Here is a 21,969-nt window from a genome sequence, read left to right as displayed (position 1 = left end):
CCGGCGCTCCGCCGGTCCGCGGCCTCGGCCCGCAGGATCTCCTCGTAGGCGCCGCGCAGCCGCTCGCCGGGGTCGACGCCCAGTTCCTCGTTGAGCAGCCGGCGGGTGCGGTGGTACCAGTCCAGGGCGTCGGACTGCCGCCCCGTACGGAACAGCTCCCGCATCAGCCCGGCGATCAGCCCCTCCCGCAGCGGGTGGTTGACCGCGGCGGAGTAGAGCACGGCGGCGGACTGCTCGTGCTCGCCGAGCGCGCCGTAGGCCCGTCCCAGTGCCTCCACGGCGGTCAGCCGACGCTCCTCCAGGGCGTGGGCGGCGGCCGCGAACGGCGGGCTGGTGACCGTGCCGGTCAGCGCCGGGCCGCGCCACAGCCCCAGTGCCTCCCGTAGCAGCGGCACCGCGTCACCCGGCGCCTGTTCGGGCCGGGCGAGGGCCACCAGCTCCCCGAAGCGGTGGGCGTCGATCAGTTCCTCGGGCAGCCGCAGCAGATACGCGGAGCCGTGGGTGGCCAGCTCGATGCCGTATGCCTGCGCGCCGCCCTGGGCGAGCGCGGCGCGCAGACGGGAGACATGCCCCTGGACGACCGTACGGGCATGCGCGGGGGGTTCGTCCTCCCAGAGGCAGTCGATCAACTGCTCCAGCGGGACGGTGGTGTTGGGCCGCAGAAGGAGCAGCGCCAGTACACTGCGGCGCTTGGCGGGCCCGAGCGACAGCTCTCCGGAGCCGGTCGTGACGGCGATCGGGCCCAGCAGTGAGAAGTCCAACTCACCCCTCCAGGAAGGCCGTCAGGGTGTTGGCCAGCAGGTACGGGTCCTCGGCGCCGCACAGCTCGCGCGCCGAGTGCATGGAGAGGATCGCGACGCCGATGTCGACGGTGGTGATGCCGTGCCGGGCCGCGGTGATCGGGCCGATGGTGGTGCCGCAGGGCATCGAGTTGTTGGAGACGAACGACTGCCACGGCACCCCGGCCCGCTCGCAGGCGGCGGCGAACACGGCCCGTCCGCTGCCGTCGGTGGCGTAGCGCTGGTTGACGTTCACCTTGAGGATCGGGCCGCCGTTGGGCACGGGGTGGTGGCCCGGCTCGTGGCGCTCGCTGTAGTTGGGGTGGACGGCGTGGCCGGTGTCGGAGGACAGGCAGACGGTGCCCGCGAAGGCGCGTGCCCGGTCCTCGTAGGAGCCGCCGCGGGCGAAGACGGACCGTTCGAGGACGGTGCCGAGCAGCGGGCCGTCGGCGCCGGTGTCGGACTGGCTGCCGTTCTCCTCGTGGTCGAAGGCGGCGAGCACCGGGATCGTGGTGAGGGCGGCGCCGGAGGCGGCCGCGGCGATGAGGGCGGCGGTGCCGGCGTGGACGGACAGCAGGTTGTCCATGCGGGGCCCGGCGACCAACTCGCGGTCGCGTCCCAGGTAGGTGGGGGGCTCGATGCTGTGGACCATCAGGTCCCAGCCGCGCACCTCGCCCGCCGGGACGCCGGCCTCCTCCTCGACGAAGGCGATCAGGTCGCCCTCCGCGACCTCGCCCAGGCCCCAGATCGGCGTCATGTGGCGCTGCTTGTCGAGGGTCAGGCCGTCGGTGTTGACCGCCCGGTCGAGGTGGACGGCGAGTTGGGGGACGCGCAGCAGGGCGCGGTCGATGTTCACGAGGCGGTGGCTGCCGTCCCGCAGCGTCAGCCGGCCGCTGAGGCCGAGGTCGCGGTCGAGCCAGGTGTTGAGGAGGGTGCCGCCGTAGATCTCGACGGCGATCTGCCGCCAGCCGTGGGCGCCGGTGTCCGGAATCGGCTTCACGCGGAGGTTGGGGGAGTCGGTGTGGGCCCCCACGATCCGGTAGGGGGTGGCGGCTTCGGCGCCTTCCGGGACGTACCAGGCGATCAGGGCGCCGCCGCGCAGGACGTACTTGCCGCCGCTCGTGCCGTCCCAGGCGTCGGTCTCCGCCAGCTGCCGGAAACCGGCCTTCTCCAGCCGCTCCGCCGCGTTCGCCACCGCGTGGTACGGGGAGGGACTGGCGGCGAGGAAGGACATCAGGTCGTCGGTGTGGCCGCGATCGAAGCGGGCGGAGTTGGTCATGGCTTCAGCATAAGGAGGCGGCGCCCGTATGGTTCGTGCCCGCTGCACGTAACCGCGGCCCCTTCCGGCCAGTATTTCCGCACACCGGACGGGATTCCCCACTGGAACGGCGGGTTCCGCCACCGGGGCGGGGAGGGGCCGGACATGGCGAGGCCCGCCTCCCCGGGGGAAAGGAGGCGGGCCCCGTCAGTGTGCACGGCCGATCTGAGAAGACTCTGAGAAAAGGGTCAGAACGCGGCCTCGTCCAGCTCCATCAGCGACTGGTCGACGGACTCGGCCAGGGAGCGCTGGACGGCGACACCCGGCAGCACGTTGTGGGCGAAGAACTTCGCCGCGGCGATCTTGCCGGTGTAGAAGGGCTTGTCCTTCGAGGAGGCGCCGGACAGCTTGTCGGCGGCGACGGCCGCGCCCTTCAGCAGCAGGTAGCCGATGACGACGTCACCGGAGGCCATCAGCAGGCGGGTGGTGTTGAGGCCGACCTTGTAGATGGAGGTGACGTCCTTCTCGGTCGCCGCGAGGTCGGTCAGCATGGCGCCGACGATCGCCTCCAGGTCGGCGGCGGCCTTGGCCAGTTCGCCGCGGGCCTGCTCCAGCTCCGCGCCGCCCACGCCGTCGGCGAGGAACTTCTTGATCTCCTCGGAGAGCGTGGTGAGCGCCTGGCCCTGGTCGCGGACGATCTTGCGGAAGAAGAAGTCCTGGCCCTGGATCGCGGTGGTGCCCTCGTAGAGGGTGTCGATCTTGGAGTCCCGGATGTACTGCTCGATCGGGTACTCCTGGAGGTAGCCGGAGCCGCCGAAGGTCTGGAGCGACTGCGCCAGCTGCTCGTAGGACTTCTCCGAGCCGTAGCCCTTGACGATGGGCAGCAGCAGGTCGTTGAGGCGGTGCGCGGCGCTCGCGTCCTCGCCCGCGGTCTCCTTGGCGAGGATCTCGTCCTGGACGGTCGCGGTGTAGAGCACCAGGGCGCGCATGCCCTCCGCGTACGCCTTCTGCGTCATCAGGGCGCGGCGCACGTCGGGGTGGTGGGTGATGGTGACGCGCGGGGCGGTCTTGTCGGTGAAGGACGCCAGGTCCGGGCCCTGCACGCGCTCCTTGGCGTACTCCAGGGCGTTGAGGTAGCCGGTGGAGAGGGTGGCGATGGCCTTCGTGCCGACCATCATGCGGGCGAACTCGATGATGCGGAACATCTGGCGGATGCCATCGTGCTTGTCGCCGATCAGCCAGCCCTTGGCGGGGTGGTTGGCGCCGAACGTCATCTCGCAGGTGTTGGACGCCTTGAGGCCCATCTTGTGCTCGACGTTGGTGGCGTAGACACCGTTGCGGGCGCCCAGCTCACCGGTCTCGAAGTCGAACTCGTACTTCGGGACGAGGAAGAGGGAGAGGCCCTTGGTGCCGGGGCCGTGGCCCTCGGGACGGGCGAGGACGTAGTGGAGGATGTTCTCCGACATGTCGTGCTCACCGGAGGTGATGAAGCGCTTCACGCCCTCGATGTGCCAGGAGCCGTCCTCCTGCTGGACGGCCTTGGTGCGGCCCGCGCCGACGTCCGAACCCGCGTCGGGCTCGGTGAGCACCATCGTGGAGCCCCAGCCCTTCTCCACGGCGAGCTGCGCGATGTGCTTCTGCCGCTCGGTGCCCTCCTCGAAGAGCACGCCGGCGAACGCCGGGCCGGACGCGTACATCCAGATCGCGGGGTTGGAGCCCAGGATCGTCTCGGCGAACGCCCACAGCAGCGAGCGCGGCGTGGTGGTGCCGCCGATCTCCTCCGGGATGCCCAGCCGCCACCACTCGGCGTCCATGTACGCCTGGTAGCTCTTCTTGAACGTGTCGGGGAGCGGCGCGGTGTGGGTGTCGGGGTCGAAGACCGGCGGGTTGCGGTCGGCGTCGGCGAAGGAATCGGCCAGTTCGTTCTCGGCGAGCCGGGCGATCTCGGTCAGGACGCTCTTGGCGGTGTCGACGTCCATCTCGGCGAACGGACCCGTGCCATAGACGCTGTCGCGGCCGAGCACCTCGAAGAGATTGAACTCGATGTCGCGGAGATTCGACTTGTAGTGGCCCATGGGGTTCGGCTCCGTAACGGCTAGAGAGGGCAAGACCTCGGACAAGCGATACCAGCAAGTAGTCCCGATGATGCTACCCACCGGTAATAAGAAGCAACCCCTCATCGGCCATCTGTGACGAGCGTCCCGTCCCGACTCAGTACGCTGTGCCGCATGTACGGCTACGACCAGAACCCGGGTGCGGGTCAGCAGTACGGCGCGCCGCCCCCGCAGCAACCGGCCCCCGGGGGCTACGGCGAGCAGCCGCTGTATCCCGAGCCGTCACCGCCCTCGCTCGCGGACGCGGTGCGGGCCTTCACGACCGGCTCGATGTCGCCCGAGGACTTCCAGCAGATCTTCTCGACGTCGAAGATCTACTGCCCGCGCGGCGACAATCCCGGCTTTCTCGCGCTGCACAACACCCAGCAGCCGGTGATCCCGATGTTCACCTCCCTCAAGGAGCTGCGCCGCTACGCCGGCAAGGAGTCCAAGTACTTCGTGATCACCGGCGCCGAGGTGCTCGATCTGCTGCCGACCGGCTACGGCTTCGTCCTCGACATGGAGGGCGACCACCGGATGGTCTTCGATGCGAAGGCCGTGGAGCAGATGGTCGACTTCACGATGCGGCGGATGTACGGCTGACGCGCGGGCCCTCGGCAGGGCTTCCCGTGAGGGGCGGGCCCCGGTGGTGGACACCGGGGCCCGCCCCTTCGTCTGCCCGCTGATCTGCGGGAACGTTGACCGGAATACCTCGCGCCTTGCGGGTTGTTCATCGTTCAACTAAATTGAACGCGGAACGACCGAGGAGGCCGTCATGCCCGCTGTAACCGTGGAGAACCCGCTGACCCTGCCGCGCGTGGCGGCACCGGCCGAAGCGCGCGACCGTCCCGTACTCGCCGTCTCGACCGCGCCGAGCGGTTTCGAGGGCGAGGGGTTCCCGGTGCGCCGTGCCTTCGCCGGGATCCACTACAGGTACCTTGATCCGTTCATCATGATGGACCAGATGGGCGAGGTGGAGTACGCGCCCGGAGAGCCCAAGGGCACGCCCTGGCATCCGCACCGCGGCTTCGAGACCGTCACCTATCTGCTCGACGGAACGTTTGTGCACCGTGACTCGCACGGTGGCGGCGGCGTGATCAACGATGGCGACACCCAGTGGATGACGGCCGGGTCCGGGCTGCTGCACATCGAGGCGCCGCCGGAGTCGCTCGTCATGTCCGGCGGGCTGTTCCACGGCCTCCAGCTGTGGGTCAACCTTCCGAAGAAGGACAAGATGATGGCCCCCCGCTACCAGGACATCGGTGGCGGTCAGGTCAAGCTGCTGACCTCCGCCGACGGCGGGGCCCTGCTGCGGCTGATCGCCGGTGACCTCGACGGGCACCACGGCCCCGGCATCACCCACACGCCGATCACGATGACGCATGTGTCGTTGAACCCGGGCGCCGAGCTGACCCTGCCCTGGCGCTCCGACTTCAACGCGCTGGCGTACGCACTGGCCGGGCGCGGCAGCGCGGGGGCCGACGGACGGCCGTTCCGGACGGGACAGGCCGTGGTCTTCGGCGACGGCGACGCCCTCACCATCCGGGCCGACCGCACCCAGGAGTCCCGCAGCCCGAACTTCGAGGTCGTGCTGCTGGGCGGGCTGCCGATCCGGGAGCCGATGATGCACTACGGTCCGTTCGTCATGAACACCCACGCCGAACTGGCCCAGGCGTTCGAGGACTTCCAGGCCGGCCGGCTGGGGACCATACCCGCCGAGGAGAGCTGAGCCACCGCGGACACCGCCGAACCCGCCGCGAATGCCGGGACTGCGACGTACGTCCGTGGTGGACTGTCCGGGTGCGACATGACTCGGAACGTGCCCCGAACCAGGGCGAAGAGCCCCTGCTGCCCCTCGCCGCCCGCCGCGCCGCCGCCTGGAGCGCCGTCGTCCTGCTGGTCGCGGCCGTCGCGGCACTCGGCGTCTGGCTGTGCGTGGAGCTGAGCGCGGCGGTCACGCCCGTCCTGCTGGCCCTGCTGGGCAGCGCACTGCTCGGGCCGGTGTACCGGCGGCTGGTGGCGATGCGGCTCAACCGCTCGCTCGCGGCCGGACTGACCTGCGCCCTGCTGGTCGTCGTGGTCGGCGGCGTCGGCTATGTCGTGGTCAACGCGCTGGTGGACACCGGGGACCAGATCCTCACGTCCCTCAAGGACGCGGCGCGGGAACTCTCCCGGCACTTCGGCACTGCGGGGGCCTCGCTCAACGACCTCGCGACCAATGCCAGGCAGCTGATCGGAAGGTTCGGCAGCACCGCGGCCTCCGGCCTGCTGGCCGGCGTCAGCATCGTCGGCCAGTTCATCGCCGCCGCCGTACTGGCCCTGCTGCTGACCTTCTTCTTCCTGCGCGACTCCGGCAAGGCCGTACGCGCCCTGCACGACTGGGCCCCCAGCGGCTCGGGACCGCGGCTGGAGCGGATGGCCCGCCGCGGCTTCCAGGCCGTCGAGGGCTTCATGCGCGGCACCACCCTCATCGCCCTGATCGACGCCACCTTCATCACCGTCGGACTGCTCGTCCTCAAGGTGCCCGGCGCCTTCGGCCTGGGCGCCCTGGTCTACGTCGGCGCCTACATCCCCTACCTCGGCGCCTTCATCTCCGGCACGGTGGCGATCCTCGTCGCCCTCGCCGACCGCGGCTTCGCGATCGCGCTGTGGACGCTCGGTGTCGTCCTCGCCGTGCAGGTGCTGGAGGGCCACGTCCTCCAGCCGGTGATCCAGAGCCGTACGGTCCAGATGCACCCGGCCGTGGTGATGCTGGCGATCGCCGCGGGCGCCACCGTCGCCGGCATCATCGGCATGCTGCTGTCCGTGCCCCTCACCGCCGCGGTCTCCGGCGTCCTGCACGAACTGCGGAGGGGCTACGCGGCGGACTCCGACACCGCCCCTGCCGGACCGTCGGCTGGGCCCGAGGGACCGGCCGGCTCCGGCGTCTGAACCGCCTCCGCGGCCCCCGCGTCCTCGTACAGCTCGAACCATGTCGACTTGCCGTCGCCGCGCGGCTCGACGCCCCACGCCCCGGCCAGCAGCTCCATCAGCACCAGCCCCCGGCCCGAGGAGGCCAGCTCACCGGGGGTACGGCGGCGCGGCAGCTCGTCACTGCCGTCCGCGACATCGACCCGGATCTTCCGGCCGCCGCGCTCCCCGGATATCTCGGCGATCAGCAGCGCGTCACCGTCGGTATGGGTGAGGACATTGGTCACCATCTCGGAGACCATCAGCTCCGCGGAGTCCACCTGGTCCGGATCGGCCCAGTCGTGCAGCACATCACGCACCTGCCGCCGCGCCTCGGCTATCCGCTCCGGCTGCGCCTGCGCGATCGTCAGCGCGGTACGCCGTACGGGCTGCCGCACCCGCCGCCCGCCGGAGCCCACCCCGCAGCTGGCGCCCTCACGGGAGAGCAGCAGCACGGCGATGTCGTCCTCACGCCGGTCGATCAGCGGGCCGGTGGTGTGGTGCGAGGGCGGGCCGTGCACCGCCTGCACCAGGGCGTCGGCGAGCGCTTCGAGGCCGGGGCCCTCCGGGCCGCCGTCGTGCCGTTCGAGGACGTCGCGCAGCCGCGCCCAGCCCGTCTCCAGGTCATGGCCGCCGGTCTCGATCAGCCCGTCGGTGCAGACCAGCATGGTCTCGCCGGGCTCCAGGACCAGCCGCGTCGTCGGGTAGCCGGTGTCCGGGTCGATGCCCAGCGGTATCCCGCCCGCGGTCGGCCGTATCAGCATCGTGCCGTCGCTCATCAGCATCGCCGGGTCGGGATGGCCCGCCCGCGCGATGTCCAGCACCCCGGTCGCCGGGTCCACCTCGATGTAGAGGCAGGTCGCGAAGCGCGGGTCCTCGCCCCGGCCGCGCTCCTCCGTCTCGTTGATCCCGGCCAGGAAACGGCCGGCGCGGGCGAGCACCGCGTCCGGGTGGTGCCCCTCGGAGGCGTAGGCCCGCAGCGCTATCCGCAGCTGCCCCATCAGCCCCGCCGCCCGTACGTCGTGCCCCTGGACATCACCGATGACCAGCGCGATCCGGCCGGACGGCAGCGGGATCATGTCGTACCAGTCGCCGCCGACCTCCAGCCCGCCGCCGGTCGGCACATAGCGGGCGGCCACCGTCATCCCCGGGATGTCCGGCTGCACCGTCGGCAGCATGCTGCGCTGCAACCCGACCGCCAGCTCGTGCTGGGACTCCTGCGCCCCCGCCCGCGCCAGTGCCTGCGCCAGCATCCGGGCGACGGTCGTCAGCACCGCGCGCTCGTCCGGGGTGAAGGCGACCGGATGGCTGAAGCCCGCCATCCACGCGCCGATCGTCCGTCCCGCGTTGACCAGCGGCAGGAACGCCCACGACCGGCGCCGGAACCGCGACGCCAGCTGCCAGGCCGCCGGGAAACGCGCCCGGTACGCCTCCGGCGTCGGCAGATAGAGCGCCCGGCCGGTGCGCACCACCTCGACGGCCGGGTAGTCCGTCTCCAGCGGCATGTCCAGGAAGGGCCGCTCGTCGCCGGGCAGGTGCCCGTGGTGGCCGATGACCGTCAGCCGGTCGCCCTCGATGCCGAAGACCGCGAGGCCGTCCGGCATGAAACCGGGCATCGACAGCCCGCTCGCCACCCGCAGCACCTCCGCCGTCGACCGGGCCTCGGCCAGCGCCCGGCCCGCGTCCAGCAGGAACGCCTCACGCGAGCGGCGCCAGTCGCCGGTGATGGGGGTGTGCGCGGCGGAGGTGCCCGGCTGCGGCTCGGGCACCTCCTGGAGCGTGCCGACGAGGACGAAGTCCCCGTCGACCTTCATGGGTCTGGAGCGGGAGCGGACGATGCGCTGCACCGTGCCGTGTTCGTCGACGATCCGCAGCCGCGCCTCGGCCAGCGTCTCCTCGGCGACGGCGAGCTCGACCACGCCGTTGATCTCGGCGAAGTCGACGGGGTGGAAGCGGGAGCGCACCGCCGCCTGGCTCAGCTCGGCCCGTTCGGCGGGCAGGCCGAGCAGCCGGGCCGCTTCGGCGTCGAGGGTCACTCGTCCCGAGGCGTTGTCCCAGCGCCACAGGCCGGTCGCGATGGCGGCCAGGAGGTCCTTGGTGCGCATTGCCACACTTTATGTGGGTTGCCCGTGGGGCGACCAACGCGGTGGCCGGAACCATGGTCCCACGGGAGGCGCCCGGGGCCCGGCCGCCGGGCAAGGAACGGGGCCCGGCCCCCGCACGAGCACGGTGACACGTATATGCCAATCGAGGGACGGGGCCCGGGACGGTAACCTGGAGCGGTTATCACATACCCGGGGCGTCCCTCCACGGAGGGAAGGATGCGGGAAGAAGGCCGGTACGACGGCGGTGCGCAGCTCGGCGCACTCCCTCCGGTCCGCCCTCGACCGCCCCGTCTCGACTCGCGACGACTTGGATGAGCGATGCATCGGTACCGGTCCCACACCTGCGGTGAGCTTCGGGCCGCGGACGTCGACACGGACGTCCGCCTCAGTGGCTGGCTGCACAATCGACGTGACCTGGGCGGCATCCTCTTCATCGATCTGCGCGACCACTACGGTCTGGTGCAGCTCGTCGCCCGCCCCGGCACCCCCGCCAACGAGGCGCTCAGCTCGCTGACCAAGGAGACCGTCGTCCGCGTCGACGGCAAGGTCAGCGCCCGCGGCGCCGACAACATCAACCCCGACCTGCCGACCGGCGAGATCGAGATCGAGGTCTCCGAGGTCGAGGTGCTGGGCGCCGCCGAGCAGATCCCGTTCACGATCAACACCGAGGACGGCGTCAACGAGGAGAAGCGCCTCGAATACCGCTTCCTCGACCTGCGCCGCGAGCGGATGCACCGCAACATCCTGCTGCGCACCGCCGTCATCTCCGCCATCCGGCACAAGATGACCGCGCTCGGTTTCAACGAGATGGCGACCCCGATCCTGTCGGCCACCTCCCCCGAGGGCGCCCGCGACTTCCTCGTCCCCTCGCGTCTGCACGCCGGCAAGTTCTACGCGCTGCCGCAGGCCCCCCAGCAGTTCAAGCAGCTGCTGATGATCGCCGGCTTCGACCGCTACTTCCAGATCGCGCCCTGCTTCCGCGACGAGGACGCCCGCGCCGACCGCTCGCCCGGCGAGTTCTACCAGCTCGACGTCGAGATGAGCTTCGTCGAGCAGGAGGACGTCTTCCAGCCGATCGAGAAGCTGATGACCGAGCTGTTCACCGAGTTCGGCAACGGCCGCACGGTCACCTCCCCGTTCCCGCGCATCCCGTTCCGCGAGGCGATGCTCAAGTACGGCTCCGACAAGCCGGACCTGCGCGCCGAGCTGGAGCTGGTCGACGTCTCCGGCGTCTTCGCCGGCTCGGGCTTCAAGGCGTTCGCCGACAAGCACGTCCGCGCGCTCGCCGTGCCGGACACCGCCGGGCAGCCGCGGAAGTTCTTCGACCAGATGGGCGAGTTCGCCGTCGCGCAGGGCGCCAAGGGCCTGGCCTGGGTCCGCGTGGGCGAGGACAACGCGCTCGCCGGCCCGATCGCCAAGTTCCTCACCGAGGACGACGTCAAGGCCCTGACCGAGGCGCTGGACCTCAAGCCCGGCCACGCCGTCTTCTTCGGCGCGGGCGAGTTCGACGAGGTCTCCAAGATCATGGGCGCGGTCCGCGTCGAGGCCGCCAAGCGCGCCGGCCACTTCGTCGAGGACGAGTTCCGCTTCTGCTGGATCGTCGACTTCCCGATGTTCGAGAAGGACGAGGACACCGGCAAGATCGAGTTCTCGCACAACCCGTTCTCCATGCCGCAGGGCGGCCTGGAGGCCCTGGAGACCAAGGACCCGCTGGACATCCTGGCCTGGCAGTACGACATCGTCTGCAACGGCGTCGAGCTGTCCTCCGGCGCGATCCGGAACCACGAGCCGGACGTCATGTACAAGGCGTTCTCCATCGCCGGTTACGACAAGGAGACCGTCGAGGCCGAGTTCGGCGGCATGCTCCGCGCCTTCAAGTTCGGCGCCCCGCCGCACGGCGGCATCGCCCCGGGCGTCGACCGCATCGTCATGCTGCTGGCCGACGAGCCCAACATCCGCGAGACCATCGCCTTCCCGCTCAACGGCAACGCCCAGGACCTCCTGATGGGCGCCCCCAGCGAGGTCGACGAGTCCCGCCTCAAGGAGCTCCACCTGAACATCCGCAAGCCGCAGGTGAAGTAGGACGACGGCGCGCGGCGGCCCGGACCGGTCGGTCCGGGCCGCCGCGCGAAAGCTACGGCCCCTGGACCGGTCCTGGTCCAGGGGCCGTGGTGTTCCCGGGGCGGTTACTCCCCGCCGCCGAAGCGCTCCCGGTACGCGTCCAGGTCCTCCTCGGTGATCTTCGCGAAGAGCACCGGCGGCACCGTGAACGCCGTACCCGCCGGCACCGACGCCAGCGCCGCGGCCTCCTCGGCCGTCACCCACGTCGCGGTGTCACCGTCGAGGGCGAACGCCCCACGCATCGCCTGCGCCGTCGCCGGGATGAACGGCTCGGAGACCACCGCGTACAGGTGGATCAGGTTCATCGCCGTCCGCAGCGTCAGCGCCGCCGCGTCCTTGTCGGTCTTGATCTCCAGCCAGGGCGCCTTCTCCTCCAGGTAGGAGTTGCCCGCGCTCCACAGGGCGCGCAGCGCCGCCGCCGCCTTGCGGAACTGGAGGGCCTCCATGTGTCCCTCGTACTCCGCGAGCAGCCCGGCGATCTCCTCGCCCAGCTTCTGCTCGGCGGCCCCGGCCTCGGCGCCCGCCGGCACCTCGTCACCGAACCGCTTGCGGGAGAACGACAGCACCCGGTTGACGAAGTTGCCGAGGGTGTCCGCGAGGTCCTTGTTGACCGACGACGAGAACAGCTCCCAGGTGAACGAGGTGTCGTCCGACTCCGGGGCGTTCGCGATCAGGAAGTAGCGCCAGTAGTCGGCCGGCAGCAGCTCCAGCGCCGCGTCGGTGAAGATGCCGCGCTGCTGGGAGGTCGAGAACTTCCCGCCGTAGTAGTTCAGCCAGTTGAATGCCTTGAGGAAGTCGACCTTCTTCCACGGCTCACGGGTGCCGAGCTGGGTGGCCGGGAACATCACCGAGTGGAACGGGACATTGTCCTTGGCCATGAACTCCGTGTACCGGACGTCGTCGGCCTCGTACCACCACGACTTCCAGTCCCGCTCCTCCGGCGCCTCGTCGGCCCACTCCTTCGTCGCGCCGATGTACTCGACCGGGGCGTCGAACCACACGTAGAAGACCTTGCCCTCGGCCGCCAGCTCCGGCCACACATCGGCCGGCACCGGCACGCCCCAGTCGAGGTCACGCGTGATCGCACGGTCCTGAAGGCCCTCGGTCAGCCACTTGCGGGCGATGGACGAGGCCAGCGTCGGCCAGTCCCCGCTGTGCGCGTCGATCCACTCCTCGACCTCGCCCTGGAGCTTGGACTGGAGCAGGAACAGGTGCTTGGTCTCCCGCACCTCAAGATCGCTGCTGCCGCTGATCGCGGAGCGCGGCTCGATCAGGTCCGTCGGGTCCAGCACCCGGGTGCAGTGCTCGCACTGGTCACCGCGCGCCTTGTCGTAACCGCAGTGCGGGCAGGTGCCGACGATGTAGCGGTCCGGCAGGAAACGGTCGTCGGCGATCGAGAAGACCTGCCGGATCGCCCGCTCCTCGATGAACCCGTTCTCGTGCAGCCTGCGCGCGAAGTGCTGCGTCAGCTCGACGTTCTCCGGCGACGAACTCCGCCCGAAGTGGTCGAACCGCAGCCCGAACCCGTCGTAGATCGCCTTCTGCGCGTCGTGCTGCTCACCGCAGAACGTGTCGACCGACTGCCCCGCCGCCTTCGCCGCCAGCTCGGCGGGCGTCCCGTGCTCGTCCGTCGCACAGATGAAGAGCACATCGTGCCCCCGCTGCCGCAGATACCGGGCATACACATCGGCCGGGAGCATGGACCCCACCATGTTGCCCAGGTGCTTGATCCCGTTGATGTACGGAAGGGCGCTGGTGATGAGGTGTCGAGCCATTGCCGGCTGCTCCCAAGTCGCTACGGTGGGTGATGATTTGCTTTACGGAACGTCAATATCGTACTGGACGGGGTGGGGGTGGTGAGGGCCACTGCCTGCGGATCCGGGGGCCGGCGCCCCACCCGCCCCGACCGGAGCCGGTGGGCAGGGCGTGACGTCCGGGCCCGGTTCTCCGCACTCGATGAAATCTTCGAGTGCTGCGCGGAGCCATGCGTAGAAGTGGGGGAATTCTTTTCTGTTCTCCCGCCCCGGAGACGTGAAGTCGTGGAGGACGCGCACCGTACCGCTGGCGAGATCCCAGCACGCGACGTCGTCGTTGTCCTCGCGCCGGGCGAAGGGGACCAGTCGCCGTTGCGGGAAACGCTCGCGCATCCCGATCATCCGTGAGTGGAGGTTCTTGCCCTCCAGCAGCCACCACGGCTCCAGCCCGAGCAGCCCGGAATCGACGGCGCGCAAAAAGCTCTCCGGGTAGCTGAATCCGCCCGGCCATTCCTCGTCCGGTAAGACATGATTCATGATCCCGGCCTTCCTGGCCTGTGGGCCTGTTATTTAGTCCCCCGCAGGGGGCCGAACCTTGACGGAGTGTGGTGGTCTCCGTTGTCCTCGTGCCAGGAACACTTTGCCGCCCGGACATACCCTTCTCCGCCGTTCAGGAGGAACAGGGTGCCGGGGCCGTCTCCGGGAATTTCTCCAGGAACTTCCTTCAGGTCCTCGACCTCACTCACCTCGGCAATATGGAGTGAAGCGTAGCTCGGCCGCAGATGCATGAACGTGACTGCCGGGAACATCACATCTATTCTGGTCGCGTAGAGGTTCGGGTCAAAGCTCCTCAGGAGCAGCACCGAGTGGCTGACGGAGTACTGCCAGACCTGGAATTCTCGACCCGAAGGGAAAATGACCTCCATTTTTCACCTTCTGTTGCTCGAACATTGACATCCAGAAGATAACCTTACTCTCTTCATTGTTCGCCAAGAACAAGTGGAATCCTCCGGGGGTCGGTCTGACGGAAATCATCGCCACCTCTGGCTCCGGGCATTTCTTGAGGAAATTCATAAGTGAACGGTGGTGCGATGTAGAGGAGTTCCCTGTGGTGCGCGCCGCAAGCGTCGTGTGTAGGTGTGGAGGAGGGATGCGGTTGAGATTTTCCGGATTCGAAGGACAATTCTTCACCGGACAACACCGCATCGATGAGCGCTTGCGGGCAATCGTCTTCGGATGCGGATCTTGCGATCAAAGCTCTCAGGCCGTTTTCTTCCATGCTCCTCCGTTCTCGCTCACGGCCCCCCAGCCCCCTCGCGCTGCCAGCGGACCAGGTCGTCCAGGGCCCGGTGCAGGTCCTCGACCGACGCCAGGCCGCGGTGCTCGGCGACGACCCGGCCGGTAGCCACCTCGCCCCACTCCAACTCGGCCTCCCCGCTGTCCCACACCGTCAGCTGGCCGACCGCATCCGGGCCGTCCACCGCCAGGGCCATGCTTGCCTTGACCCAACCGGACCGGGAATCGTCCAGGTCCAGCGCGACCCCCTCCGCGGCCAAGGACTCCCGCCTCGCCTCGACCCAGGCGCGAAGCGCTGGAAACAGGAACTCGTGGACCGTCATCACTTCTGGCGCCGGGTATTTTTGAGAACGACCCTCCATTAGTGCCATATCTTCACGATATGTGGGGGACGAAGGGTTGCAGAAGCCGCGCGAGGCGGTGCCGTCCGGAGTGGGGCGGTTTCCGGGTTCCAGGTGTAGCGCCAGGTGGCCGGTCCGCGGCCCGGTTTTCAGATGCCGCCCTCACGCATGCTCTCCTCGACCATCCTGGCGTGCCAGTTTCTGTACTCGCTTCTCGCCCAGTTCTCGCCGTCGAAGTAGGCTTCCCAGAAACCCGGGGTCGACCATGACTGTGGCCGCATGAAAAATGAGCCATCCTCTTTCATGTCGATTCGCCAGCATTCTGGAATATGATGCGATGTCAGTTCGAAGATCTCCGTGCTGAAAAGTGCTGGAGCGCTCCCGTCTCCGGGGTCGATGCGGAAGAAATTGAGTCCGTTGTGTTCTGTGTAGAGTTCCAGTACCACGTGTGTGATGTCGCCGCGTAGGGCTGGACGCAAATTTTTTGAGAGTTCTTTCCGTTTTACTTTTGCAAGCATGGGTTATCTCCTGTTCAGGACTGCCTTGTAGTCGGAGTCGTATGCGACTGCCCCGGTCTTGGAATTTTGGTAAAAGTGGACCTGGAAATCTCCCTGTGGACTCTGGAAGGTTCGTGTTGTGTACTTGGCCCAGTCCCCTATAGAGCTTCCGTCTGACGTTAGGTGTTTTACTACGTGTTTGTTCATCAAATCTCTGCCGGGAATGATGAGTGTCTTTCCTTCGAGTGCTTCGGCGGACAGCCTCCCATCGGGTGTGAACACGGATTCTGCGGACTCGCGGCGTAGGTGATCGGCCAGCCTCTGTCCGTCGGCGTTGGGGGATATGAAGTTCCCTTTAGCGTCCAGCCCATGCTTGCCGGTCTCATTCAAGCACGGTGCTAGGCCCAAGGGGTCTGCCCAGGAATGGGGATTGTGTACATAGCCAACAGGATTGTCGGCCGGCTGAAGGCCCAGAGGATCCGGGGAAAGGTACCGCCCCATCGTCGGGTCGTAATAGCGGTGGACGTTGTAGTGGAGTTCCGTCTCCGGGTCGAAGTACTGGCCGGGGAAGCGCAGGGGGGTGTGGGCCGTGGCGTTGCGGTTCCAGGTGGTGGTGCCCCAGAGGGTGGTGCGGGTGCGCCAGGCGATGTGTCCGGAAGTGTCGACGAGTTCGGTGGGGGTGCCGATCAGGTCGGTGACGATGGCGAAGAAGCGTTGGTCGAGGGTGTGAGGGGACGCGTTTGCCGCGGACGTGGTTTTGCGTTCGGTTTGGGTCAGGGGCGTCAGGCCCTGGTGGTCCCAGGTGAGCGTGATGGCGACATCGGTGCCGGTGGTGCGGGTGGTTTGTTCGGTGAGAGTGGGGCCGTCCCAGGTGAAGTCGGTCTGTTCGGCGACGGTGTGGCCGTCGGGAGACAGCCGTTGTTTGGCGGTGCGGCGGCCGAAAGGGTCGTAGAGGTAGCGCCAGGTGGTGCCGTCCGGGGTGCGGACGGAGGTGAGGCGGCTTTCCGGATCCCAGGTGTAGTGCCAGGTGTCCGGCTTGCGGGAGAGGCGGGTTTTCCGGCGGAGAGTGACGCGGCCCAGGGAGTCGTGCGTGTAGTGGACGGCGCCGGCGTGGGTGATGCGGGTGCCGGTGTAGGAGCGGTCGCCGCGGGCGGAGGGGCCGGCGTGGTGGTCCGGCCAGGTGGCGTGGGTCTGGTTGCCGGCCTCGTCGTAGGCGTAGGACTCGGTCCAGCCGTCGGCGTGGACGGCGGTGACGCGGCCGGCGGTGTCCAGATCGAAGGTGCGGAGGCCGGCGAGGGAATCCTCGATGGAGGTCAGGCTGCCGTCGGGGCGGTAGGTGTAGGAGCGGCGCTGGAGGAGGGAGCGGCCGGGGGCGGTCGGTGCCCCGGGGGCCATCGGGAGGGGCGCTGAGGCGTTGCCGGTGCTTTGCCGGGTGAGGGAGCCGGGAGTGGCCGCGGCAAGGGACTGGGAGACCAGGCGGCCCACGGGGTCCCAGGCGCTGGTGAGATGCAGGTGGTCGTCGACGGTGCGGGTCAGTTCCCGGCCCGCCGCGTCGTGGTCGAAGGTGAGGGTGTGGCCGGAGACGGTCAGTGCGGTGCGGTGCCCTGCCGCGTCGTAGACGTAGATGGTCGTGGCGCCCGAGGGGGTGGTGCGGGAGGTACGGCGGCCCAAGGCGTCGTAGGCGAACGTCATGGTGTGGCCGTTGACCGTCTCGGCGGTGATCCGGCCCAGGACGTCGCGGGTGTAGGCGACGGTGGCGTCGGGGTTGGCGGCGCTGAGGAGATTGCCCGAGGCGTCGTGGGCGTAGGAGGTGCGCGTACCGGCGGTGTCCTTCTCGGTGACGCGGCCAAGGGGGTCCCGGGTGTAGACCGTGGTCTGCCCGAGGGCGTCGGTGCGGGTGGCGAGGCGCCCGCCGGCGTCGTGGGTGTAGCGGAGGACGCGGTCGTCGAAGTCCGTTTCGGCGGTGAGACGGCCGGCCTCGTCGTAGGCGTAGGTCCAGGTCAGGCCCTGGGGGTTGGTGACCTGGGTGAGGCGTAGCTCGGTGTCGTGGACGAAGGTGTGGCGGACGCCGTCGGGGTCGGTGCGGGCGGTGAGCCGGTCGAAGTGGCCGTACGCGAAGTGAGTGGTGCGGCCGAGGGCGTCGGTGTGGCTGGTGCGGTTGCCCTCGCCGTCGTAGGTCCAGCGCTCGGTGGCACCGGAGGGGTCGGTGCGGGCGGTGAGATGGCCTTCGACGTCGTGGACCAGGTGTGTCGTCGCGCCGAGGGGGTCGGTGACGGAGGTGACCCGCCCGAAGCGGTCACGGCGGTAGCGGGTCGTCGCTCCGAGAGGGTCGGTGACCGCGAGGGGGAGCCCGGCCTCGTCGCAGTGGACACGGGTGGTACTGCCGAGCGGGTCGGTGACGGAAGTGAGATGGCCGCGGTGGTCGTAGCCGTAGGTGGTGGTGGCACCTGACGGATCGGTGGACGAGGTGCGGTTGCCGCTGGCGTCGTAGGTGTGGGTCCATATCGTGCCGTCGGGGCCGGTGAGGGTGGTGGGATTTCCGTCGGCGTCGTAGGCGGTGGTGGCGGATGTGCCGTCGGGGAAGGTGACGCGGACGGGGCGCCCGTCATCGTCGTAGGTGATGCGGGTGGTGTGGCCCAAAGGGTCCGTGGTGGCGACGACACGATCGTGGTGGTCGCGCTGGGTACGCGTGGTCGCCCCGGTGGGATCGGTCTCGGCGACGATCTGGAGACGGTCGTTGACCTGATAGCGGGTCAGCCGCTCGTGCGAGTCGTACTGCAGGACCGTGCGCAAACCGGTCGAGGGATCGCGGTCGCCGTACACCAGCCGGGAGGCAAGGTGCCCCTCGTCGCCGCTCTGCCATGTGCAGCGGTCCTGGTCGTCGTACACGAAGGCGAAGCGGCTGCCGTTGGTGTCCGTCCAGGACGTCATCCGGCCCTCGGCGTCGTACCCGAAGCGGAGGGGGACACCGGAGGAGTTCGTGACGGTCGTGAGATGGCCCGACGCGTCGTACCCGTAGCGGAGAAGGAGCTGGTCACCGCCGTCGGGGGCGGCACCGGCCAGATGGAGCGCCGTGATGCGTCCGGCGTCGGTGGTCAGGCGGAGGTGGTAACCGGCGCTGTGGACGATGTCCGTCGGGGTGCCCTGCTCGTCGTGGTCGAAGCTGATGCGGTTGCCACGACGGTCGGACATCTCGTCCAGGACGGCACGGTCCTCGGAGATCGAGGTGAAGTACCACCGTATGCCACGGGTGGGGTCGGTGAGGACGTAGTCGCCGTCCGGTGTCCGTTCCAGCGGCCTGGCCGGGCCGTCGGCCGGCACGGTGGGGACGCCCACGGCCGGGTGTGGATAGGCGAGGAGCTGGCCTTCCTCGGTGACGAGGACGACGCCCTCGGCGTCGATCTCCAGCCGTTGGTCGGCGGTGCTCGTCCAGGTGGGCCCGAACCAGAGGCCGGCGCGGTACGAGGACTCGAAGGTGCGGGAGAAGACCAGCGGAAGACTGCCGGGGAGCCGGACGTCGGTCTGCGGAAGGATCATCCGGCCCGTGGCGATGTCCACCGGCTCCCGGCGCAGGACCTTGCACTTGATGTCGCGGGCCAGATCCCGCACACCGTTCGCGGAGCGCCGCAGCGTGCTGCGCGCCGCGTTCCTGCCCGCGCTCTTCAGCCCTGCCTGTGCCGCGCCCTTGCCCAGCCCGCCGGCCCCCTTGCCGCCGACGAGGTTGACGAGGAGGGCGCCGGTCGCGTCCGCGGGGTCGCTGCCCCAGCCGGAGCCGAGCATGCCGGCGGCGAGTTGTTTGGGGTGGGTGGCAGCGCTTGTGAGGCCGGCCAGGGTGGTGGTGACGTTGGCGGCGTACTGCCAGGGATGGCTGATGTTGTAGGGGTCCAGAGGGTTGACCGTGCGGGCGAGTTTCACGGTCTCGGCGGCGGCCCTGAGCGCTCCGCCCGCGAGATGGACGCTCTCGACGGCGTACGCCGTACCGAAGTCCTTGACGCCGGCCGCGGCGAGCGTGGTGAACGCCGGCTTCTCCGGCGCGTGCGCCAGCGCCCCCTTGATCGCGTTGCGGGCCCTCTCGGCGGCCTCGTCGCGCTGGCTGCGCGCCTCCTTCAGGATGTCCTCCGCCGCCCGGCGCCCCTCCTTGCCCGGGTCGGTGAACGTGCCGGGCTTCTGCGGGACGGAGCCGGGGTCGCCACCGCGTTCCACGGCACCGTTGTACGCCGTGACCCGCGTGTTGTACGTGTCGACCTTCGCGTTGTACGCGTCCTGGGCGTGTGCGGTGGACTGCTCGGCCTTCTGGTACGTGGCGATGGCCTCGGCGGCCTTGCCCTGTGCCCAACTGACCGTTTCGGCGTAGCGGTTCAGGGCCTTCGAAGCGTCCTCGCAGGCGTCGGCGGCACGCATCCAGTCCTTGGGGTGCATCTCGAAGCGCTCGCGGAAGGCGTCCGCGGCCTTGCCGCCCCACTGTTGTGCGGAACCGACCTTGCGCATGCCGGAGGCCACCCGGTCGAAGGCCGCGGAGAAGTCCTTCAGATGGGAGGCGGTCTCATGGATCTTGGCGGGCTCGCCATGGATGAGCTGCCGGGGGTCGGTGGTCTCGCCGAGCTGCCGTTCGTCGACATGGGCGCCCAGGGCGCCCGCTGCCTGGTCGCCGCCCGCCCTGACCTTCTGCGCCAGGCCGTCCGCGCCGACGCCTTCCAGGACGTCGCCGGTTTTGTCGGCCGCGAACTCGATGACTTCGCCCGCACCGCGCTCGACGGCGCTGCCGACGTCCTGTGCCGCTTCGCCGATCTTGTCGAGGGCGTCCTTCGCCCAGCTCACCGGTCGTCACCTCCGTCCGCCGACGCGGTGTTCCGGCCGGTGAGGCGGGACGGTACGGAGGCGACGTCGCCCGCTGCCTGCCGCACTGCCCCGAGTGCGCGCTGACCGGCCTCCTGGGACTCCCGCGAGGCGGGATTCCAGTCCGCGTCGCGGAATTGGGTGAAGGCGTTGTCGGAGCCCACCTCGCCCCAGGACTTCTTCCGCACCTCCTCGGAGGACAGGGTGGGGTCACCCATCGCGGCATTGACGCCGATCTTGAGCGTGCCGGAGACATACTGCTCCTGCTCGTAGTACATCCCCGCCGTCAGGCCGAGTTTCTCGGAGAAATCGTTGGCGGTGCGCATCAGCTGGTACACACCCCAACCCCAGCGTTCGCAGAACGAGGTGAGGACGGCTGCCAGGCCGTCGTCACCGCATTCCACGCTGTCCAGGGCCAGGGCATCGAATCCGCGGCCCAACTGGGCCTCGATGTCGAATCCCAGCTCTTTCAGTTCGTCGGTGGCAGCCCTGATGCCTTTCGTGAGGTCGTTGAACGCCTCGGGTTCTACCTGGTAGCCGTTTCCCCCGATCAGGCCCATTTATGAGATCCCCCTGTGTGATTCCTCTGTGCTCCCCGGGTGTTCGGGTGTGCTGGGCACGTCCAGTGCTGCGGATTCCGGGACGATCCCGGGCACCGGCGGGAAAAGCATTCCCTGTTCGCTGCCCGCGTCCAGGGCCACTCCGGCCGGACCGTCCACGGCGGGTGTCAGAACGTCGAGCAGGCGTGCACCGGTCGCGGTCACGTACCGCCATTCCGTGCCCGGGGTGCTGCCGCGGGTCTCGGCGAAACGGGCGAGGGCGTCCTCGTCGCTGAAGGCGTACACCCAGCGGATTCCGCCGAGGTCGGCGGTCATCAGGGATTCGTCGAGGAGAGGGAGCAGTACGGCGCTGCGTCGGAATTCCCCCACGAGGGCCGCTGGATTCGGATGTCCCTCGTGTACCGCTGCCACTTCTTCGGCCAATGACACGGGCCCTCCCCCGGCCTTTCCCCGTCAGCAGGTGACCAGCATGGCATACGGCACTGACAGTGCGGTGAGTGAGAAAAAACCGGACGGGATGAATTTTGTTGAGGGAAAAAGAAACCGGCCGCGCGGCCCGGGGGCCCGGCGCGGCCGGTGGTGGGGAGGTGGCGTCAGGTGTTGTGGAGGATGCCGGCGGTGCGGGCTTCGGTGAGCCATTCCGGGAATTCGAGCATCAGCTGCTGGTAGAGCTCGTCGGAGGAGAGGGAGCGGGGGGTGCGACCGGCGTGGAAGAAGCCGGCGTTGTCGACGACGCGCTTTTCGGGGACGGCGAGGTCGTCGAGCTTGCGGAGGAAGTCGAAGCCCTTGCCCTCGGGGTCGCCGAAACCGACGAACTGCCAGAAGATCGGGAGGCCGGCGGCCTGGCACAGGGCGCGTTCGGCGGCCGGGCGGGAGGTCGGGGCGCCGTCGGTCTGGAAGATGACGAAGGCGGGGGCGGTGCTGCCGGAGTTCTTGTAGTGCTCGACGACGGCCTCGATGGCCCAGTGGTAGTTGGTGCGCCCCATGTGGCCGAGGCCGGAGTGCAGCTCCTCGATGCGGCCCGCGTAGCGGGTGAGGTCCAGTTCGGCGGTGCCGTCCACGTCGGTGGAGAAGAAGACGACCGGGACGACGCCGTCGTCGTCGAAGTGCGCGGCGAGGCCGAGGGCCTGCTCGGCGAGGTGCTGGACGGTGCCGTCCTTGTAGTACGGGCGCATCGAGCCGGAGCGGTCGAGGACGAGGTAGACGGCCGCGCGCTGGGTGGTGAGGCCGCGCTTCTCCAGGGTGACGCCGGCGGACTTGTAGAGGCTGACGAGTCCCGGGGCGGTCTTCTCCAGCTTGGTGAGGGAGATGCCCGGTGTCCGGGCCGGCGCGGCGGCGGGCCGCTCGTCGACCGGGGTGCCCTGGGCGGGCAGGCTCGGG

18 protein-coding genes are annotated in these 21,969 nt (G+C 69.2%); 4 read left to right on the top strand and 14 right to left on the bottom strand.

Translation table 11 applies throughout. From position 1 onward, the window contains the following. The 3 genes from AC51EU_RS13150 to AC51EU_RS13140 all read right to left on the bottom strand — a co-directional run. Positions 1 to 761: AfsR/SARP family transcriptional regulator (locus AC51EU_RS13150; protein ID WP_496267053.1), on the bottom strand; the 761-nt coding region annotated here is incomplete at its 3' end. Position 762: 1 nt separating this feature from the next. Continuing rightward, positions 763 to 2,058 (bottom strand): M18 family aminopeptidase, encoded by a 1,296-nt coding sequence (locus tag AC51EU_RS13145; RefSeq protein ID WP_496267052.1) that lies wholly within the window; start codon positions 2,056 to 2,058, stop codon positions 763 to 765. 227 nt (positions 2,059 to 2,285) lie between these two features. Further along, entirely contained in the window at positions 2,286 to 4,112 is a 1,827-nt protein-coding gene (locus tag AC51EU_RS13140; RefSeq protein ID WP_496267051.1) for an acyl-CoA dehydrogenase, read from the bottom strand. Between the two features lie 153 nt (positions 4,113 to 4,265). Here AC51EU_RS13140 and AC51EU_RS13135 point away from each other — a divergent pair, with 153 nt between their 5' ends. The 3 genes from AC51EU_RS13135 to AC51EU_RS13125 all read left to right on the top strand — a co-directional run bounded on the left by AC51EU_RS13135 (position 4,266) and on the right by AC51EU_RS13125 (position 7,061). Continuing rightward, positions 4,266 to 4,733 carry an SseB family protein gene (locus AC51EU_RS13135; RefSeq protein ID WP_496267050.1) on the top strand — a complete coding sequence of 156 codons (468 nt, stop codon included), beginning with the start codon at positions 4,266 to 4,268 and terminating at the stop codon, positions 4,731 to 4,733. Positions 4,734 to 4,905: 172 nt separating this feature from the next. Further along, positions 4,906 to 5,859 carry a pirin family protein gene (locus tag AC51EU_RS13130; protein ID WP_496267049.1) on the top strand — a complete coding sequence of 318 codons (954 nt, stop codon included), beginning with the start codon at positions 4,906 to 4,908 and terminating at the stop codon, positions 5,857 to 5,859. A 71-nt stretch (positions 5,860 to 5,930) separates the two neighbouring features. Then, the gene (locus AC51EU_RS13125) at positions 5,931 to 7,061 is read left to right on the top strand and encodes an AI-2E family transporter (RefSeq protein ID WP_496267048.1); all 1,131 of its coding nucleotides are present in this window, start codon (positions 5,931 to 5,933) and stop codon (positions 7,059 to 7,061) included. On the opposite strand, the gene AC51EU_RS13120 is transcribed toward AC51EU_RS13125, so the two are convergent. Beyond that, the gene (locus AC51EU_RS13120; protein WP_496267047.1) at positions 6,986 to 9,184 is read right to left on the bottom strand and encodes an ATP-binding SpoIIE family protein phosphatase; all 2,199 of its coding nucleotides are present in this window, start codon (positions 9,182 to 9,184) and stop codon (positions 6,986 to 6,988) included. The two genes, AC51EU_RS13125 and AC51EU_RS13120, sit on opposite strands and share 76 nt — an antisense overlap. Positions 9,185 to 9,502: 318 nt before the next feature. Between AC51EU_RS13120 and aspS the strand changes: the two genes are divergently transcribed. Next, positions 9,503 to 11,266 (top strand): aspartate--tRNA ligase, encoded by a 1,764-nt coding sequence (gene aspS / locus AC51EU_RS13115; protein WP_496267046.1) that lies wholly within the window; start codon positions 9,503 to 9,505, stop codon positions 11,264 to 11,266. 104 nt (positions 11,267 to 11,370) lie between these two features. Here aspS and metG read toward each other — a convergent pair whose 3' ends face one another. The 10 genes from metG to AC51EU_RS13065 form a co-directional block, all read right to left on the bottom strand. Next, positions 11,371 to 13,080 carry a methionine--tRNA ligase gene (gene metG / locus AC51EU_RS13110; RefSeq protein WP_496267045.1) on the bottom strand — a complete coding sequence of 570 codons (1,710 nt, stop codon included), beginning with the start codon at positions 13,078 to 13,080 and terminating at the stop codon, positions 11,371 to 11,373. 42 nt (positions 13,081 to 13,122) lie between these two features. Next, the gene (locus tag AC51EU_RS13105) at positions 13,123 to 13,596 is read right to left on the bottom strand and encodes a hypothetical protein (RefSeq protein ID WP_496267044.1); all 474 of its coding nucleotides are present in this window, start codon (positions 13,594 to 13,596) and stop codon (positions 13,123 to 13,125) included. 29 nt (positions 13,597 to 13,625) lie between these two features. After that, positions 13,626 to 13,985, bottom strand: coding sequence for a hypothetical protein (locus AC51EU_RS13100; protein ID WP_496267043.1), 360 nt, complete (start codon positions 13,983 to 13,985; stop codon positions 13,626 to 13,628). Between the two features lie 53 nt (positions 13,986 to 14,038). Then, complete coding sequence (locus tag AC51EU_RS13095; RefSeq protein WP_496267042.1) at positions 14,039 to 14,338, bottom strand: hypothetical protein; 300 nt, start codon at positions 14,336 to 14,338, stop codon at positions 14,039 to 14,041. Positions 14,339 to 14,354: 16 nt separating this feature from the next. Beyond that, positions 14,355 to 14,678 (bottom strand): immunity protein TriTu family protein, encoded by a 324-nt coding sequence (locus AC51EU_RS13090; protein ID WP_496267056.1) that lies wholly within the window; start codon positions 14,676 to 14,678, stop codon positions 14,355 to 14,357. A 167-nt stretch (positions 14,679 to 14,845) separates the two neighbouring features. Beyond that, entirely contained in the window at positions 14,846 to 15,214 is a 369-nt protein-coding gene (locus AC51EU_RS13085; protein ID WP_496267041.1) for a hypothetical protein, read from the bottom strand. A gap of 3 nt (positions 15,215 to 15,217) precedes the next feature. Further along, a complete protein-coding gene (locus AC51EU_RS13080; protein WP_496267040.1) occupies positions 15,218 to 20,011 on the bottom strand; it encodes a putative T7SS-secreted protein in 4,794 nt (1,597 codons plus the stop codon). Then, entirely contained in the window at positions 20,008 to 20,589 is a 582-nt protein-coding gene (locus tag AC51EU_RS13075; RefSeq protein ID WP_496267039.1) for a hypothetical protein, read from the bottom strand. Before AC51EU_RS13075 ends, AC51EU_RS13080 begins: the two co-directional genes overlap by 4 nt. Beyond that, positions 20,590 to 21,000 carry an SseB family protein gene (locus AC51EU_RS13070; RefSeq protein ID WP_496267055.1) on the bottom strand — a complete coding sequence of 137 codons (411 nt, stop codon included), beginning with the start codon at positions 20,998 to 21,000 and terminating at the stop codon, positions 20,590 to 20,592. A 182-nt stretch (positions 21,001 to 21,182) separates the two neighbouring features. Next, the gene (locus tag AC51EU_RS13065; RefSeq protein ID WP_496267054.1) at positions 21,183 to 21,962 is read right to left on the bottom strand and encodes a vWA domain-containing protein; all 780 of its coding nucleotides are present in this window, start codon (positions 21,960 to 21,962) and stop codon (positions 21,183 to 21,185) included. Positions 21,963 to 21,969 lie beyond the last annotated feature (7 nt).

It is taken from the genome of Candidatus Streptomyces philanthi (assembly GCF_059553635.1).
The sequence above is the reverse complement of the archived record's forward strand: the minus strand, read 5'-3'. Positions and strand labels throughout refer to the sequence as shown.